Here is a 16,567-nt window from a genome sequence, read left to right as displayed (position 1 = left end):
CTTTCCATTCCGAACAGGGAAGTTAAGCCCGCTAGCGCCGATGGTACTGCCAACAGGTGGGAGAGTAGGAAGCCGCCTTACTTCGAGGTCCCGATCAGTTTATTCTGATCGGGACCTTTTTTTTTGCTCGAAATCCACGATTTCTGATACTGGGCCAACTACTCAAAAGTTGGTGCTATCTGCTTTTACGAAAAACAATCTTCATTTTACCTCAAAAAGACATTTAACAGATAGTCATATTCCACTTAATATTGAGTGCATGTTTGAATAGTAAATATTATTAGGTGTGTTTGTTACACTTTTGTATTTTTAGAATTAAATAGCATATTTTGGTAGAATACTACATGGATTTGCTAATAAAATGACCTAAAAAACTTATTTAGTAATCTATTTTTGATTTCAAATAAAACATATGAAAAGAATTGTACCAATCTTTATTTTAAGTGCGTTGTTGTATTGCTGCACAGAAAAAGAAAGGAAAGTAGAAAGAACTAAATCCTCACTACAAGAAATTTCACTTCCTTTTGAATCTATATCTCTAAATACTCTTGAAGATTTCAAAAAAATATCAAATAATTGGAGTGCTGTTGGCGGAGTATATGTTGACCGCTCTAAGGAAGGGAAGATTATATCAACAGAAGGAAAAGGTGTATTAGTAAACATACCCACTGAAACAGACAAGGGAAATCTGACAACTAATTTTGAACACGGTGATATAGAGTTAGAGGTTGATGTTATGATACCTAAAGGTTCTAATTCTGGTCTGTATTTCCAAGAAAGATATGAGGTTCAGCTTTTTGATAGTTGGGAGGTTCTTGATGTATCACATGGTGATATGGGTGGTATTTATCAACGTTGGGATAGGACAAAAGATAAGGGAAATGAAGGTTATGAGGGATATGCTCCAAGAATTAATGCAGCAAAAGCTCCTGGTTTATGGCAGCATTTTAGAATTATATTTCATGCTCCAAGGTTCGATTCTACTGGTAGTAAAATTAAAGATGCTGAATTTAAGGAAGTTTGGTTGAATGGAACATTGATTCAAGAAAATGTTAAAGTTACAGGTGCTACTCGGGGGGGTATTGGTCAAGATGAAATTGCTAAGGCTCCATTAATGATTCAGGGAGATCATGGGGCGATTGCATTCAAAAACTTAAAGTATAAATTGTATGAGAATAACAAGCTTTCATTTTCAAATATGAAAATGAAAGAATTTAAGAATGAAGATGTTATGCTGCCGAATTTGGATAGTCTAGTTCCTATAAGAGAAATTGTAACAGACTCTTTATCTTCTACTATGGCCGTTGGCGATAAGGTTACACGGATATTGGATTACCAAGGTAAATTAGTAGTTCCTGTTACTGGTGATTATATTTTTGACTTCAGATTAAATCAGGCAGGTGGTTTATTAATTATAGATAATGACACCGTGGTTAATCGGGACGGGAACTTTATTGTTGATTCTTTGGGTGTAAGCAAGGTTACTCTATCAAAAGGAGAAGTGCCATTTAGATTAATTTATAACAAGCACAATCCTTGGGTAATAGGATTTAGCCTCTCCGTAGAAGGTCCTGGAATTGAAAAACAACCACTTCATGCCGCTAGTTCCATAGCGAAAAAGAAAAGTGTTGGAGGTAGAAAAATTATGGTGGAACCGACGGAGCTAGCAGTAACACAACGTAGTTTTTTGATGCATGAAAATGAAAAACGTACCCATTGTATATCAGTAGGGACACCACAAAAAATAAACTATGCTTATGATTTAGCTTCTGGTTGTCTACTGGAAGTTTGGAACGGTGATTTTTTAGATGCTACCCAAATGTGGCATTCACGAGGTATAAGACAATTAGGAGAACCAGCTGGTTTTGCGGTTTCCTTTCATGGAAACCCGGAATTTACAATATTGGAATCGGCTGATTCAAAATGGCCTAAGAATGTATCGCAAGAGGCTTTACAATTTTCAGAGGGCTATGAGCTCGACAAAGTAGGAATTCCAATATTTACTAGAAAAATTGAGTCTAAAATTATTAAAGATAAAATGGTGCCATCTTCAGATGAACGTAAATTGAATCGAACTGTATTAGCTAGTGGAGAAGGAGAAATTTGGCACAAGGTGGCTTCTGGAGAAGCAATAGAAAAACTGCCAGATGGCTCGTATATAGTTAATGACGAGAGTTACTTTGTTGATTTTTCGGATGATAGTTTATCTCCTATAATTCGGGTATCGAATGGGGAAGAGGAATTGTTAGTGAAAATTCCAGCGGGTGAGCAAAAGGTTGAATATAGTATCATTTGGTAAATAGAAGAACATGCAGACTTTATATAAAACAATATTTTTTTTAGTTCTATTCGGGAGCTATCAATTTGGTGCGGCACAATCGGCCATGGCCAAAAAAGAAGCCCAATTCTATGACATCGTAGATGTTCCTATACCGGATGATGTAGTTTTGGAAGTTGGTGGATTGGCATTAACAGATGATGATAAGTTAGGGGTTTCAACAAGAAGAGGGGAAGTTTGGGTTATTGACAAACCTTATGGTAATTCACCAGACTACACTAGGTTTGCTAGTGGTATGCACGAAGCCTTAGGATTAAACTATAGGGATAAAAGCTTTTATTTATCTCAAAGGGGTGAGTTGACTAGACTTGATGACAAAGATAGTAATGGCGTTGCAGATCTGTATAAAACTATTTATTCATGGCCATTGTCAGGTAATTATCATGACTATTCTTATGGGCCAAAATTCATGGATAATGGTGATATGCTAGTTACTTTGAATCTATCTTGGATTGGACATGGAGCTAGTTTAGTAAAATGGAGAGGCTGGATGTTAAGAATTACTCCAGAAGGGGAGATGACTCCTATTGCTACTGGTCTACGTTCTCCTTCTGGGTACGTTATCAATAATGCTGGAGATATTTTTTATTCTGAAAATCAGGGAGATTGGGTAGGCTCGGGGAGAATTACACATTTGGAAAAAGGTGATTTTGCTGGTAATCCAGAAGGTTTAGTATGGACGGGAGATCCTAAATCCCCTTTAAAGTTAAAGAAAGAAGATATTGAAGAGGAATCTGGTTTAAGTCTTTATGAATATTCAAAGAAAGTACCCGAATTAAAGGCACCAGCAATTTGGTTGCCTCATACAATTTTGGGAATCTCTACATCTGATATGATTTATGATACCACCAAAGGTAAATTTGGCCCATTTGAAGGTCAAATGTTTGTAGGTGATCAAGGTCATAGTAAGATAATGAGGGTGTACATGGAGAAGGTGAATGGTGTTTACCAAGGAGCTGTTTTTCCTTTTGTAGAAGGGTTTTCTTCGGGAATTCTCAGAATGTTATGGGGTAGTGATAATAGTATGTTTGTTGGTATGACCAGTAGAGGTTGGTCATCTACCGGCAAAAAAATGTTCGGTCTACAGAGATTAAAGTGGAACGGTAAAGTTCCGTTTGAAGTTAAAACAATGAAGGCTGAGGATGATGGGTTTCTTTTAGAATTTACGAAGCCCATAAATAAAAAGGTGGGTACAGATGTATCTAGTTATCAGATAACAACGTTTAATTATCTATATCATAATACCTACGGAAGTCCTATTGTTGATCAGCAGAAAGCTGTGGTAACAAATGCGGATGTTTCAGATGATGGACTAGCTGTAAGATTAAAAGTTGATGGTATGAAACTCGGGTTTATACATCAATTGAAAGTAGTTGATCTAAAAACAAATAAAGGAGAATCACTTTTGCATGATACAGGTTATTATACATTAAATGAAGTTCCTGGTGGTACTTTGAAATCCAAACAAATTGAAAGTAAAACGGGTAAAGATGGACTTGTACAACCTAAAAGGATAAATGAAATGCCGTTGACATGGGTAAATGGTCCTGATGAAAAAATAGTGATTAGTACTAAGCCAGGTCTAAAATATGATATTACTGAGTTAAAGCTTAAAAGAAAATCTAAAGTAGAGATTACCTTTAGCAATAATGACGATATGCTTCATAATCTGGTCATAACAGAAAGAGGTGAAGAGTCTGTAACTAAGGTGGGGGATTTAGCGCTGCATTTAGGATTAGATGGCGCAGACTTAAACTATGTTCCAGATACAGATTTGGTTCTTGTACATACTGGTATTGTTCAGCCAGAAACAGACGAAACAATCTATTTTGAAGTGCCTAAATTTGCAGGAGAATACTGGATTGTTTGTACCTTTCCAGGGCATTCAGCTTCAATGAGGATAAAGCTTATTGTAGAGTAATCAAATTTTTGAATGTGCTTGTTAGTTTACTTGCATGAACGAAAAAATAGTTTTTACAAAAGAAGAAAAATTCAATACCCTTTCCCATGGTGTAGGGGTATTATTGGCCTTGATAGGAATGATATTACTGCTGGTTAAAAACGGCAACAAATCACCTTATTCAATATTTTCTATTTTACTTTATTCCGCTACCTTAATTTCTATGTTTGGGGTTTCGACAATCTATCATCTTACTACTAACCCAAGGCTAAAGATTAAATTACGGGTTGTTGATCATGTAAATATCTATTTTTTAATAGCAGGAACATACACCCCTATTGCCCTGATTACATTATATAATGGGAATGGTTGGTATATTTTTTATGCCATCTGGGGAATTGCGTTCATCGGTACTTTATTCAAATTATTTTATACCGGTAAATATGAATTTCTATCCTTATTGTTTTATGTAGCGATGGGATGGTTAATTGTATTGGATTATGAAAATCTTCTTAATAGTATATCATCTTTAGGAATCTGGTTATTGCTTCTTGGGGGCCTCTTTTATACCTTTGGTATTCTCTTTTATGCGTGGAAGCGCATACCATTTAATCATTTCATATGGCACCTTTTTGTTTTGGCCGGTGCTGCTTTTCATTGGTTTCTCATGTATTTGATCGTTGTTTAATGTATATTTAAACGATATAATTATAGCATAAATTTTTTGTTTAGAATGATGTATTTTAAATCTCTTTTTTTTTTAGGCGCGCTTCTTCTTTTATTGGCTAATTGTAATACATCTTATGATGAACCCCGTATTTCTTTAGAAGGATATGAGGTAGAATCTGGTTTTGAATTAGACTTTGTAGCATCGGAACCATTTTTGAAAGCGCCGGTTGCTATTGACTTTGATAATCAAGGTAGAATATGGGTCGTTCAAATGCCGGGCTACATGAATGATATGCAGGGTAGTGATGAAACCAAACCAAATGGTAGCATAGACATTCTTGAGGACTTGGATAATGATGGGGTTGTAGATCACACGAAAACGTTTCTTGATAGTCTTGTAATGCCCAGAGCCTTGGCTCATGTATATGGCGGGCTTTTATATTCAGAACCCCCCTTTCTTTACTTTACCGAAATTGAAGATGACAAGCCTGTTAATAGAGTAGTTGTAGATTCTATTTACGCGGTAGAAGGAAATCCTGAACATCAACCTAACGGTTTGATGATGAATATTGATAATTGGATTTATAATGCGAAATCTAATTTCCGATATCGACGTGAAAATGGAGTATGGAAAAAGGAGGCTACAACCTTTAGAGGGCAATGGGGAATAAGTCACGATAATTTTGGGAGACTTTATTTTAATGATAATTCAAGGCAATTACTAGGTGATCATGTATTGCCGAATGTGTTGGTAAGAAATAAATATTTTACACCTGAATTTGGAGTAAATCGGATGTTGACGGACGACCAACGTGTCTATCCTAAGCACGCAACCACTGTAAATAGAGGGTATGCAAAAGGAGTTTTAAATCAAGATAGTATATTGGTGAAGGCTACTGCAGCATGTGCACCTTTAGTTTATAGAGGTGGTGCATTCTCGTCAGAATATGATGAAAATGTATTTGTTTGCATTCCAGAAGGAAACCTTATTAAGAGAAACGTTTTAACTTTTACAGGAGATTCTACCATTGCTAAACAGGCATATGAAAACAAAGAATTTTTAACTTCAACGGATGAAGGTTTTAGACCGGTAAATTTAAATAATGGTCCTGATGGAAGCATGTATGTAACGGATATGCATAGGGGTATGATTGGACATCATGCATATTTAAGTCCTTATTTAAAGAAAAAAGTAGCAATTAATAAACTGGATACTCTAACTAATTTTGGAAGAATTTTAAGGGTTAAGAAACTAGGCCAAATTAATGAACCGGTCCGTGATTTCAATAAATTAAGCTCCATGCAACTTGTTGAATTGTTAAAAGATAAGAATGGATGGGTACGTGATCGTGCTCAGCAATTTTTGATTTACAAACATAAAGAAGATGCAGTAGAAGCATTGGAGGAGCTTGTTCTTGATTTTCAAAATCCAATAGCCCAGGTACATGCATTATATACATTAGAAGGACTCAACGCATTGTCTTATGAGTTGTTGAGTAACGTAGCAATCAAAGGTAATTCTGAGCTTACAGCTCACGCTATAATCCTTATTGAACCCTATCTTAAAGAAGCTAGTACTGAAAAGAACACGTCTTTGGTAACTGAGCTTTTAGCAAAAGATAATGTAACAGTAGACCTTTACTTGAGTAGTATTATGGGAAGTTTGTTTTCTATAGATGAAGATTCTTTTCTTCCAGTAATGGAGAAACTAAGTGCTAAATATTCAAAGAAACCAATTTTTAAAGAAGCCTTAGTTAGTGGTGTTGAAGGTAAGGAAGAAATGTTGAGTAAAGCATTGGAACCTACAAACAAGTTACTTGCAGAGGCATTGGTAACAAGTGAGAAGAAAAGGAAAGAGGATGAAGTTAATCCTATTTTTGCTAGGAAATCGTTAATAGAAGATACTAGGACAAGTGGAGCTAAAATGTTTTACGAAATCTGTGCATCTTGTCATGGGGTAAACGGGCAGGGCATAGAAGGGCTTGCTCCACCTTTAATGGGGTCTGAGCATGTAGCAAATACAGAAAGATTGGGGCTTATTATCTTGCATGGTTTGGAAGGGCCAATAACAGTTAAAGGAAAAGAGTACAACTTAAATTTGGCTATGCCAGGTCTCATTCGTAATGAAGCTATTTCCAACAAAGATATAGCAGATATTATCTCGTATGTGACCAACGCTTTTTCAGATGTGCCAAGTCGATTAAAACTAGATAAAATAGAAGAGCTGCGCAACACAAAACCGGAAAGTGGTGCAGAGTATACGGAACAAGAGCTATTGGATTATTCCAAGAAATAGATTCTAGTCTAGTTAATACTTTCTGTTATAGAACCTTTTGGAGCCTCAAAAATAGATTTGTCCGGTATTTCATTTAGAAATTGTATATCGCTAAAAAGACGAATATGGTTTGTGCTTTTTCCTAGCTTTCCATCGTTCCATTCAAAATTCTCCAGTTTTGTTGGCATCATAATACCTTGTACTTCTTTATATTCTGAATACGTTTTGGCAGAATTTATTTGTGCGTTTTCTTTCTTAAAAAAGGAGACTGAATAGGTGAGTATCTCCAACCTAAAAGTTTCGGGGTTTAAGTAGAGGTAATATACATCCTCAGGAGAAAGACCTATTTCCGAGCCAAAAGTAATTTTTAAAGTCTTGTAATTTTTACCGTTTATTACGGATGTTCCTTCATCTGTAGCGACTACTCCTGGGTCTTTCAATAAAAAGGGAACTCCTAAAAAGTAAAAATCTAAGTTATAATAAAAAGCAGGGGATTTCCCAGGAATTTTAGAAGCATCTGGTTTTGCCCATGCTACTTTTCCGTCAAAGCCCACTTCATAATCGTTAGATTTTAAGTAGGCCCTACGGTCTTTTATATTAGTAAGTTGATAAACTGTTTTACCGTTTTCTTCTAAATTATAAGAGATACCAGTGAACGACGTCCATTTTTGAATTCCACCATGTGCATTGATACATTTATCTAACAAGCTGCTACTATCTTGCTTTGCTGAAGATGCTGCAGCTGTATCTACTGTTTTGCTGGATGGCTTGTATTTTGTCTCTTTACACGAGGTAAAAAAGCAAAAGAATAATACTAAAATAGAAGTGTAGAGAGCTTTCAATTGGTTGTTTTAAGCAAAACTACTTCAATGTAATCTATTTTCCTATTGGGGAGTCGTCACATTTTAAATCACCCACTACATATTGCATTCCATCTAAGAAAAATTGAAGCAGCTCAGGGTGGTCTAAACTCTGTGCATTATGAGAAGGCGAGCTATAAAAAACGCGGCCTTTTCCATGTCTTTTAATCCAAGAAACATAGTTTATCTTTTCGTCAACCTCTTTTCGCATGCCCTCTAATTTATCTATTTCAATATAAAGCAATGGCCTAAAATTGTAATCGAAGTAAGCATTGTTAAAAAAATAAGGTTCATCTACATGTGTAAGTCCCTTTCCTTTAAATGCTTGTACTAAAGGATGGTTAGGGTCTACTTCCTTAACATGCATTTCTTGTTGTTTAGGGTGGTAGTCAAAACTACCACCTGTCATTTTACTGAATTTTGTAGAATTGTTTTGAACTGTAATAGCACCGTGCATTATCATTAATCCACCACCATTTGATACGTAATCCATCAGGTTGGTTTCATATTGTTTTGATAGTGCTATAATTTCATTATCAGGAAGGTTGGTGTTCATTTGTAATAAATCAAAAAATAAATCTCTTTTTGGACCAGAAGGATTACAGTTATTGAATATTACGGCATCATATTTTTTTAAATTCTTTTTATCAAAATTTTCAATGTCATAACCTATGTGAACCTCAAAAGCATTAGTTTTTTTTCCGAGTATTTTTAGCATTTCTGCGTTATGTGGAATGGTCCAATGGTCAAAACCTGTAGCCTTTGAGAACACTAAAACTTTCTTCTTGGTTACATTTTTTACGGTAGTTTCAGACGGAGCCATCTGTTCTATTTTGGCAAGCCATTCTTCTGTGATTTCAAATTTTTCAACTTGTTGGGCGAAAATGAAACTAGTAACGAATAAAAATAAGACAGTAATATTCTTTTTCATGAGTAAAGATTGTATTTAAAGTTGTGTAGATTCTCTAATGATTAATTTATGTTTTATAAGAATTTGGTCCGCAGATTGAATATTAATAGAACCGCTGAGATGGCTAATAATACTTTCTCCGGCAAGAATGCCCATTTTATAACCAGGATATTCTATGGTAGTTAAGTTTGGTGAGATAACTTCAGAAACCGGGTCATTATTAAATCCTATAATCTTTATGTCTTCCGGTATCCTGTATCCCTCTTTTTTCAATTCTTTTATACAGTGTACGGCAAAGGTGTCGTTGGATACAAAAATGCCATCCACCTTATGTTTTGAGTTTTTTATTCGCTCTACAAACGTCCTAACATTCTCTATGTTAAGATCGCTCTCATAGAGGTTTTCCTTCCTGAACGGTATATCACTCTTATATAAAGCCCTTTGGTATCCCTCAAATCTATCGGAATAAACGGATCGTTTCAGGTTGCCACTAATATGCACAATGTTTTTGCACCCTTGTTCAATTAAATGTTGTGTAGCGTCAAAACCTGCAGCATGGTTATCTATGGTGATAGTAGGGCAGTTTGGTAAATCACAAACTCTATCGAAGAAAAGTAGGGGTATTTTCCTGTCTGTGTAGGTGGTAAAGTGATCGTAATTTTCAGTTTCGTAAGCAAGAGAAACCAATAAGGCATCAACCCCACTATCAAAAAGAGTTTTTGCGTTGAGCTTTTCTTTTTTTTCTGACTCCAAGGACTGGCTAATTATTAAGTTATATCCAATATCATTAGCAATCTTCTCTATGCCAGATAATACTGTAGACATAAAGTTGGAATTCAGTTTAGGAACAATAACTCCAATAGTATTGGACTTTTGCTTACTAAGATTAGCTGCAAATTTGTTGGTTCTATAGCCTGTTTCTTTAGCGACCAGTAATACTTTATCCTTAGTCTTTTGACTAATGGCCGGGTGGTCGTTTAAACTTCTACTGACGGTGGCTGGAGAGATGTTTAGTTTCTGCGCCAAGTCATAAATCGTGATTTTCTTTGCCATTTGGTTAGTGCAAGGTTACTGCAACAATATTACGCAACAAATATAAATATACAAGACTTAATTCAATTTTATTAGAAAATATAACTTTATTTAAGCGTTTAAGTCCATTTTGTATGAGTATATATGCTAATTTGATAAATTTTGTGTAATTAATTTACGCAATCGGTTGCGTAATTCATAAAATTTTATAGTTTTGTTTTTAGTCAGCTAAACCTAAATAATCAAACTCAACTTTAATACACTTTGTATGAAACAACTATTAAGCGATTTTAAATCATTTAAACGAACCTTATTTTTTTTAGGACTTGTGTCAATTTTTTCTTTTTCGACATATGCACAAGATAATTTTACTGTTACCGGAGTTGTGACAGATGAATATGATGCTCCTTTGCCTGGGGCGACAGTTGTGGAGAAAGGGACAACTAATGGTGTGTCTACAGATTTTGATGGGAACTATTCTATTTCTGTTGCTAATCAAAATTCAATATTGGTTATCAGTTATATTGGTTATGCAGCTCAGGAGATTCCTGTTGAAGGAAAGTCTCAAGTCAATACGGCAATGGAGCCAAGTGCTTCAACATTAGATGAAGTTATTCTAGTTGGATATGGATCGGTAAAGAAAAAAGATTTAACTGGAGCCATTTCCCAAGTAGAAGCAGATGATTTGGCTGATCAATCAACCAACTCGGTTACCGATGTTTTGCGGGGTAATGTAGCTGGTTTAAGTATTGGCTTATCCTCAGGTCCTAAAGGTGTAAGTAATATTAGAATTAGGGGTAACAATGGTCTTTCTGCAGGATCTAATCCTTTAATTGTTGTAGATGGTATTATTTATAATGGAGATTTATCCGATATCGCTCCATCTGATATTGACCGATTAGATGTAATGAAAGATGCAAGTTCTGCAGCGGTTTATGGAGCTAGAGGTTCAAGCGGTGTTATTTTAATTACGACTAAAAGAGGTACAAGTGACAAACCTACCATAAACATTAACTCTAGTGTTGGTGTTGCAACAGATGCTTATAAAGAAAGACCTTATGGGCCGGAAGGCTATGCAAATTGGCGAACGGATGTCTTTAAAAGTATTAACCCACAATTAGCTAAGGATAATCCTGGGCGCTATGATAATCCTAATAATTTACCTGAAGGAGTTACTCAAGAAGAATGGTTGGCTTATGATGGTTCTGCGGGTGATCCAGCTAGGGCTTGGTTAAATCGTATTGGTTTTCAGGATGTTGAAATCAATAATTATTTAGAAGGTAAAACTGTAGATTGGTACGATAAGATTATTAGAACTGGTATTAGAAACGATATCAATACCAGTATTTCGGGAAGAAATAACGGGCTAAATTATTATTGGTCTGTAGGCCGCACCTCTAATGAAGGTATATATGATGGCGAAAAATTTCAAACGTTAAGGTCTCGTTTAAACCTTGATGCAGATATAAATGACTGGCTAACCGTAGGTATGAATACGCAATTTGCAAAAAGAGATGAAGGTTTTATCGCTGCAGATAGAAACCAGATAGAAAGGTCATCTCCTTATGGTTCTGAATTTGATAATGATGGCAATCCTAGACTAAGTCCTCAGGATGATAGTGGAGCAGGGGCTACCAATGCTTTTTTATCCCAACAGTTTACAGATTTAATAGATTTGGAGCATACCTTTAATTCAAGAGTATACGCTAAAGTAAAATTACCATTAGGGTTTACTTATGAGTTGGGGTATACAAACCGGTTAGAGTTCAGGGAATTTTATAGACATTTACAATCTGCTAGTCCTCAAAATGTAGTAGGGGAAAGTACAAGAGCAAACCGTAGAATTTCGGAATGGCAATTAGATAATATTTTAAGATGGAACAAGACTATAAATAAGCATCAGTTTGATTTAACCTTCTTGGTATATGCAGAGAAGTTTAGATCATATGAAACTACAGCTAATGCAACAACTTTTGAGCCAAATGATGCACTTGGTTTTAGCAGCTTAGAGCTGGGTACGGTTCCTACGGTAAGTAGCGAAGATGTGACCAGTACTGGTGATGCTTTTATGAGCAGGTTCAATTATAATTATGATTCACGATACCTTCTTACCTTGACCATGAGAAGAGACGGTTACTCTGCTTTTGGAGCTGGAAATAAGCGAGGTTACTTTCCTTCTATCGCCGCGGGATGGACTATTTCTAATGAGAATTTCTTTAATTCAGAATTTGTAAATTTTTTAAAGCTTAGGGCTACTTATGGTGAAAATGGGAATAGAGAAATAGGACGCTTTGTTTCATTATCTCAATTAAGAGCTGGTAAATACCTGAATGCTAATGCTAATGGTGAAGTCTTTACTGTACCCACATTTAATAATTTTACACAAGAAAGTCCTGACCTAAAATGGGAAACGACCAAAGCGGTTAACTTAGGTTTAGACTATAGCCTGGCGGATGGTATTATAGAAGGATCTATAGAGGCATATAGAAATATAACCACAGATTTACTTGTGGAAAGAAGGCTTCCGGATATTATTGGTTTTCCTTTTGTATTTACTAATCTAGGGGAGGTAGAAAATAAAGGGGTTGAATTTACTCTATCTACACTTAATTATGATAAAGAGAATTTTAACTGGACAACGAATTTCAATTTTTCTCTGAATCGAAGTAAAATCAATGAATTATATGGAGACTTGGGTGAAGATGGAAATGAACTTGATGATATTTCAAATCGATGGTTTATAGGAGAAGCTTCTGATGTAATTTGGGACTATGAGGTTCTTGGTGTTTTTCAAGAAAATGAAGCAGAAGCTGCAGCAGAAGTTGGTCTTGCACCAGGAGATTTTAAACTCAACGATGTAAATAATGACGGGCTGTTTACGGATGAAGATAAAAAATTCATAGGACACCGTACACCACGGTTTCAGGCGGCTATGTCTAACCGGTTTACTTTGTTTGAAAACATAGATTTTTCTTTTGAGATGTATTCTAACTGGGGACAGAAACGACTGTTCAATGAGGCTAAGAATAGAAACGGCTTTATTGATAGAACTAATTCCATTCAAACTCCTTACTGGACACCAGAAAACCCAACCAATGATTACGCAAGATTGTTCTCTAGTGATGGTGGTGCCAGTTATGGCATATGGAGGGACGCTTCATTTATAAGGTTGAACAATGTTACAATAGCCTATCGTTTTCCGACCGAAACCATCCAAAAGTTTGGTATACAGAAATTACGAGTTTATGCCAATGGAAGAAACCTTGCGGTGTGGGCTCCACATTGGGATTTTTATGACCCAGAACCTACTGATATTGAAGGTAGAAACTCAAATGGAAGTAACAATCCTACTTTGCCAACCCCAAGATTTTTCACCATAGGGTTAGACATAAGCCTTTAATACTCTAAATAACAAGACAATGAATAAAGAATTATATACATATAGAAAAGCGTTACTGGGTTTGACCTGTGTTTTTGCCTTGACCTTTACTTCTTGCGAGGAAGAATTTTTAGATGCTGAGCCACAATCTTTTTTTACTCCGGGGAATGCCTTGAACACTCCCGATGGGCTAGCCAGTTTAAATAATAATGCATTAGCCAGACTAGTATCTGAATTCTATGGAGATGGAGCTCCTATTATTACAGAAAACGTATTTTCTGAGGTGGCGGTAGAAGGAACAACAGATAAATCTGGTCCAGCGCAAGATTTAAACCTATTAATTCTACCGGATGCTAATTTAAATAGTTCAAACACTAATAGGATTGGATGGTATTGGAATCTTTTCTACGAAGGAATAAAATTTACCAATACCGTTGTTGGTAGAATTGACGATGCTGAGTTTGATAGTGATGAACAGCGTGCTACAATACTTGGCAAGGCCTATTTTCTACGAGGATATTTTTATTACAGGCTTACGCAGCAATTTGGTGATATTCCTTTTGTTCTTGAGGAGGTTAAAGAACCAAAGTTAGATTTTGTGAGTACCAGTAGAATTACCATTTTAGAGAAAATACAAGAAGATTTGAATGCAGCTGTTTCTATGGTGCCTGAAGTTTCAGACAAAGGAGATGTGAGCAAAGGTGCAGTTTTACACTTGCTTACAAAGGTAAATTTGGCATTAACAGATTTTGATGCGGCTATTGCTTCATCTTCACAATTAATAGAGGGAGGACAACACAGGCTAATGACCAATAGATTTGGTGCTACCGCTGGTGATGCAACTAAGGATGTGACATGGGATTTACATAGGCCTCAGAATAAGAGTATTCCTGGTAATACGGAGGGTATTTTAATGTCTATTAGTCGTTTGGAATTCGAAGATAATGGTTCACGTGCTCCCACTAGTATACAACGGCAAGCGGTACCCTTATGGTGGCGTTTTATTAACACGCCAGACGGCCAAAACGGAATGTCAGATGCTCCGGATGCAGAAATCAATCAGGTTTTTGAATATGGTAGGGGTATAGGTAGGAATAGAGGTACAGCTTATAGTACTGAACAAATCTGGAAAGATGCCAATAATGATCAAAGGTTTAAGGATGGTAACTGGGTTCAAATGGAAGATTTCGTGTACAATGCACCAAGTTTAAAAGAGGCTGGTAATTCGTTTTACGGTAAAAATTTAGAATTGTATCTTCCAGATGGAACGCCTTTATGTTCTGATACCATCCGTAATTGGTTTGATTTTCCACATTATAAATTTTCTATTCCTGATCCATTAAATGTGAAGCCACAGGGAGGGCACTCAGATTGGTACGTTTTCCGTATTGCTGAAACACATTTATTACGTGCCGAAGCTTATTTTTGGAAAGGAAATTTAGCTTTGGCAGCAGAAGATATAAATGCTGTTAGAAGAAGAGCAGAAGCTGATGATGTTATGGCGTCCGATGTAAATATTGATGTTATTCTTGATGAGCGTGCTCGTGAATTATACTATGAAGAACCTCGTAAAACAGAGCTTGCTCGCGTAGCATTCATTTTTGCTATGACCGGACAAACAGCTTATAATGGTGAAACTTATAGTATGGATAATTTTTCTCAAAAGAATTTTTGGTACGATCGTATTATGGAGGTTACCGACTTTTATAATAAAGGGGTTAAAACTATTCATGGAGATGAATATACGATGAGCCCTTACCATGTTTTGTGGCCGGTACCTGCATCGGCAATAAATGCTAATACCCAAGCGCGCATCAATCAAAATGAAGGATATCCTGGTGCGGAACTAAATATTGCTCCGCTCACTACAGTTTCTGAACCAGAGAATGATAATTAATAGTTAGTTAATTTGTTTTTGTTTTAATTCCGTCATCTAAAATACAGTTTATGCGTGCAATTGTTTTTTTACTTATTATTTCGATCCTGTGGTCATGTAATTCTGAAAATTCAATACGCTTTACGGTAGATAAAGGTGACGGAATTTTTTTAACCCAACCCGTCAGTTTTGATTTGAAAAAAGCCGAGGAAGCTCAAATAGATATCAAGAAACCTATGGTTCTTTTTCAAGAAGCAGGAAAAAAAAATATAGAAGTTTCTTTTCAGATAAATCAAAAGGAGAATAAAATTTGGTTTGTTCCGGTTACTGAAAAAAATAGTGATGAACCTTTAAATTATTCATTGAGGAACGGAGTGTCCTCATACAAATCGGACAGTGGACTATCAGAAAAAAAACAAGATGGTAGTTTACAACTTAATTTTCAGAACAAACCAGCCGTCTCGTATCGGTATGAAATGACTTATCCACCGGAAGGTGTAGATTCCATTTTTAAAAAATCAGGATATATTCACCCTATTATCACACCAAAAGGGGATACCCTTACCCGTATTCAACCTAACGACCATTATCATCATTACGGTCTTTGGGGACCATGGACCCATACTCAAGTAGATGGTGAACGAGTGGATTTTTGGAATCTTGGAGATGGAATGGGAACGGTTCTTTTTAAGGAATTTAAAAATACGGAAGCGGGAGATGTCTATGCTTCGTTTACTGCAACTCAAGAGCACATCGACCTGAAAACAAAGGAAGAGCCTCAAGTAGCTTTAAACGAAGATATTCAAGTAAAACTATGGAACTTAAACCGGGCGGACCGCTATATGTTCGACTACACAAGTGAATTCAGTTCACCTCTGGAGAAAGGTATTTTATTTGAAGCGTACCGCTACGGTGGAGGATTGGGACTTCGTTTTAACGAACGCTGGAAGGCGGATAATTGTTCGGTTTTGACTTCTGAAGGTAATGACCGTTTAACTGCAGATGGAACCAACGCCAAATGGTGTATTGTATCAGGAGAAGCATCGGATGGAAAAGGCATGAACGGAATTCTGTTCATGAGTCACCCTAAGAATAGAAACCATCCGGAACCTATGCGTATTTGGCCTATTGATGCCAATGGAGGTAGAGGCGATATGTTTTTTGAATTTTGCCCTATCCGTCATGAAGAATGGAAAATAGAACCGAATAAAAGATATGAACTGAATTACAGAATGGTTGTGTTTGATGGTGCTTTAAATGCTGAGGAAGCAGAAGCGTACTGGCAATCGTTTGCAAAGGAAAACCAAATAGAATTAATCAATAAATAA

At 36.1% G+C, this 16,567-nt stretch carries 10 protein-coding genes and 1 rRNA gene; 8 read left to right on the top strand and 3 right to left on the bottom strand.

Annotated elements, in window-relative coordinates; all coding sequences use genetic code 11:
• The 5 genes from rrf to HW347_RS20370 all read left to right on the top strand — a co-directional run.
• Positions 1 to 81 (top strand): 5S ribosomal RNA (gene rrf, locus HW347_RS20845); the annotation flags it as partial.
• A 331-nt stretch (positions 82 to 412) separates the two neighbouring features.
• Positions 413 to 2,299, top strand: coding sequence for a family 16 glycoside hydrolase (locus HW347_RS20385; protein WP_214613566.1), 1,887 nt, complete (start codon positions 413 to 415; stop codon positions 2,297 to 2,299).
• 10 nt (positions 2,300 to 2,309) lie between these two features.
• On the top strand, positions 2,310 to 4,259 hold the full coding sequence (locus HW347_RS20380) for a sulfocyanin-like copper-binding protein (protein WP_214613565.1): 1,950 nt from the start codon (positions 2,310 to 2,312) through the stop codon (positions 4,257 to 4,259).
• Positions 4,260 to 4,293: 34 nt separating this feature from the next.
• The gene (trhA, locus tag HW347_RS20375) at positions 4,294 to 4,926 is read left to right on the top strand and encodes a PAQR family membrane homeostasis protein TrhA (RefSeq protein ID WP_214613564.1); all 633 of its coding nucleotides are present in this window, start codon (positions 4,294 to 4,296) and stop codon (positions 4,924 to 4,926) included.
• A gap of 45 nt (positions 4,927 to 4,971) precedes the next feature.
• Positions 4,972 to 7,203: a DUF7133 domain-containing protein gene (locus tag HW347_RS20370; RefSeq protein WP_225902007.1), complete on the top strand. Its 2,232-nt coding sequence runs from the start codon at positions 4,972 to 4,974 to the stop codon at positions 7,201 to 7,203.
• Positions 7,204 to 7,211: 8 nt separating this feature from the next.
• Here HW347_RS20370 and HW347_RS20365 read toward each other — a convergent pair whose 3' ends face one another.
• From HW347_RS20365 to HW347_RS20355, 3 genes are read right to left on the bottom strand one after another with little or no spacing between them, the layout of a single operon-like run.
• Positions 7,212 to 8,024 carry a DUF6503 family protein gene (locus tag HW347_RS20365; protein ID WP_214613563.1) on the bottom strand — a complete coding sequence of 271 codons (813 nt, stop codon included), beginning with the start codon at positions 8,022 to 8,024 and terminating at the stop codon, positions 7,212 to 7,214.
• A gap of 34 nt (positions 8,025 to 8,058) precedes the next feature.
• Entirely contained in the window at positions 8,059 to 8,973 is a 915-nt protein-coding gene (locus tag HW347_RS20360) for a ThuA domain-containing protein (protein WP_214613562.1), read from the bottom strand.
• A 15-nt stretch (positions 8,974 to 8,988) separates the two neighbouring features.
• Entirely contained in the window at positions 8,989 to 10,005 is a 1,017-nt protein-coding gene (locus HW347_RS20355) for a LacI family DNA-binding transcriptional regulator (protein WP_214613561.1), read from the bottom strand.
• A 247-nt stretch (positions 10,006 to 10,252) separates the two neighbouring features.
• Between HW347_RS20355 and HW347_RS20350 the strand changes: the two genes are divergently transcribed.
• From HW347_RS20350 to HW347_RS20340, 3 genes are read left to right on the top strand one after another with little or no spacing between them, the layout of a single operon-like run.
• The gene (locus tag HW347_RS20350; RefSeq protein WP_214613560.1) at positions 10,253 to 13,384 is read left to right on the top strand and encodes a SusC/RagA family TonB-linked outer membrane protein; all 3,132 of its coding nucleotides are present in this window, start codon (positions 10,253 to 10,255) and stop codon (positions 13,382 to 13,384) included.
• A 19-nt stretch (positions 13,385 to 13,403) separates the two neighbouring features.
• Positions 13,404 to 15,260, top strand: a complete 1,857-nt coding sequence (locus HW347_RS20345) for a RagB/SusD family nutrient uptake outer membrane protein (RefSeq protein ID WP_214613559.1) — start codon at positions 13,404 to 13,406, stop codon at positions 15,258 to 15,260.
• Positions 15,261 to 15,310: 50 nt separating this feature from the next.
• Positions 15,311 to 16,567, top strand: a complete 1,257-nt coding sequence (locus tag HW347_RS20340; protein ID WP_214613558.1) for a DUF6807 domain-containing protein — start codon at positions 15,311 to 15,313, stop codon at positions 16,565 to 16,567.

The sequence above is a fragment of the Zobellia barbeyronii genome, from assembly GCF_018603515.1.
GTDB classification, from domain to species: Bacteria; Bacteroidota; Bacteroidia; order Flavobacteriales; family Flavobacteriaceae; genus Zobellia; species Zobellia barbeyronii.
This window is presented reverse-complemented; position numbering and strand designations above follow the sequence as displayed.

What these genes read in the sequence shown, in the direction of transcription:
- HW347_RS20385 (WP_214613566.1), top strand. Translation starts at nt 413, where the DNA reads ATGAAAAGAATTGTACCAATCTTTATTTTAAGTGCGTTGTTGTATTGC.
- HW347_RS20380 (WP_214613565.1), top strand. Translation starts at nt 2,310, where the DNA reads ATGCAGACTTTATATAAAACAATATTTTTTTTAGTTCTATTCGGGAGC.
- trhA (WP_214613564.1), top strand. Translation starts at nt 4,294, where the DNA reads ATGAACGAAAAAATAGTTTTTACAAAAGAAGAAAAATTCAATACCCTT.
- HW347_RS20370 (WP_225902007.1), top strand. Translation starts at nt 4,972, where the DNA reads ATGATGTATTTTAAATCTCTTTTTTTTTTAGGCGCGCTTCTTCTTTTA.
- HW347_RS20360 (WP_214613562.1), bottom strand. Translation starts at nt 8,973, where the DNA reads ATGAAAAAGAATATTACTGTCTTATTTTTATTCGTTACTAGTTTCATT.
- HW347_RS20355 (WP_214613561.1), bottom strand. Translation starts at nt 10,005, where the DNA reads ATGGCAAAGAAAATCACGATTTATGACTTGGCGCAGAAACTAAACATC.
- HW347_RS20350 (WP_214613560.1), top strand. Translation starts at nt 10,253, where the DNA reads ATGAAACAACTATTAAGCGATTTTAAATCATTTAAACGAACCTTATTT.
- HW347_RS20345 (WP_214613559.1), top strand. Translation starts at nt 13,404, where the DNA reads ATGAATAAAGAATTATATACATATAGAAAAGCGTTACTGGGTTTGACC.
- HW347_RS20340 (WP_214613558.1), top strand. Translation starts at nt 15,311, where the DNA reads ATGCGTGCAATTGTTTTTTTACTTATTATTTCGATCCTGTGGTCATGT.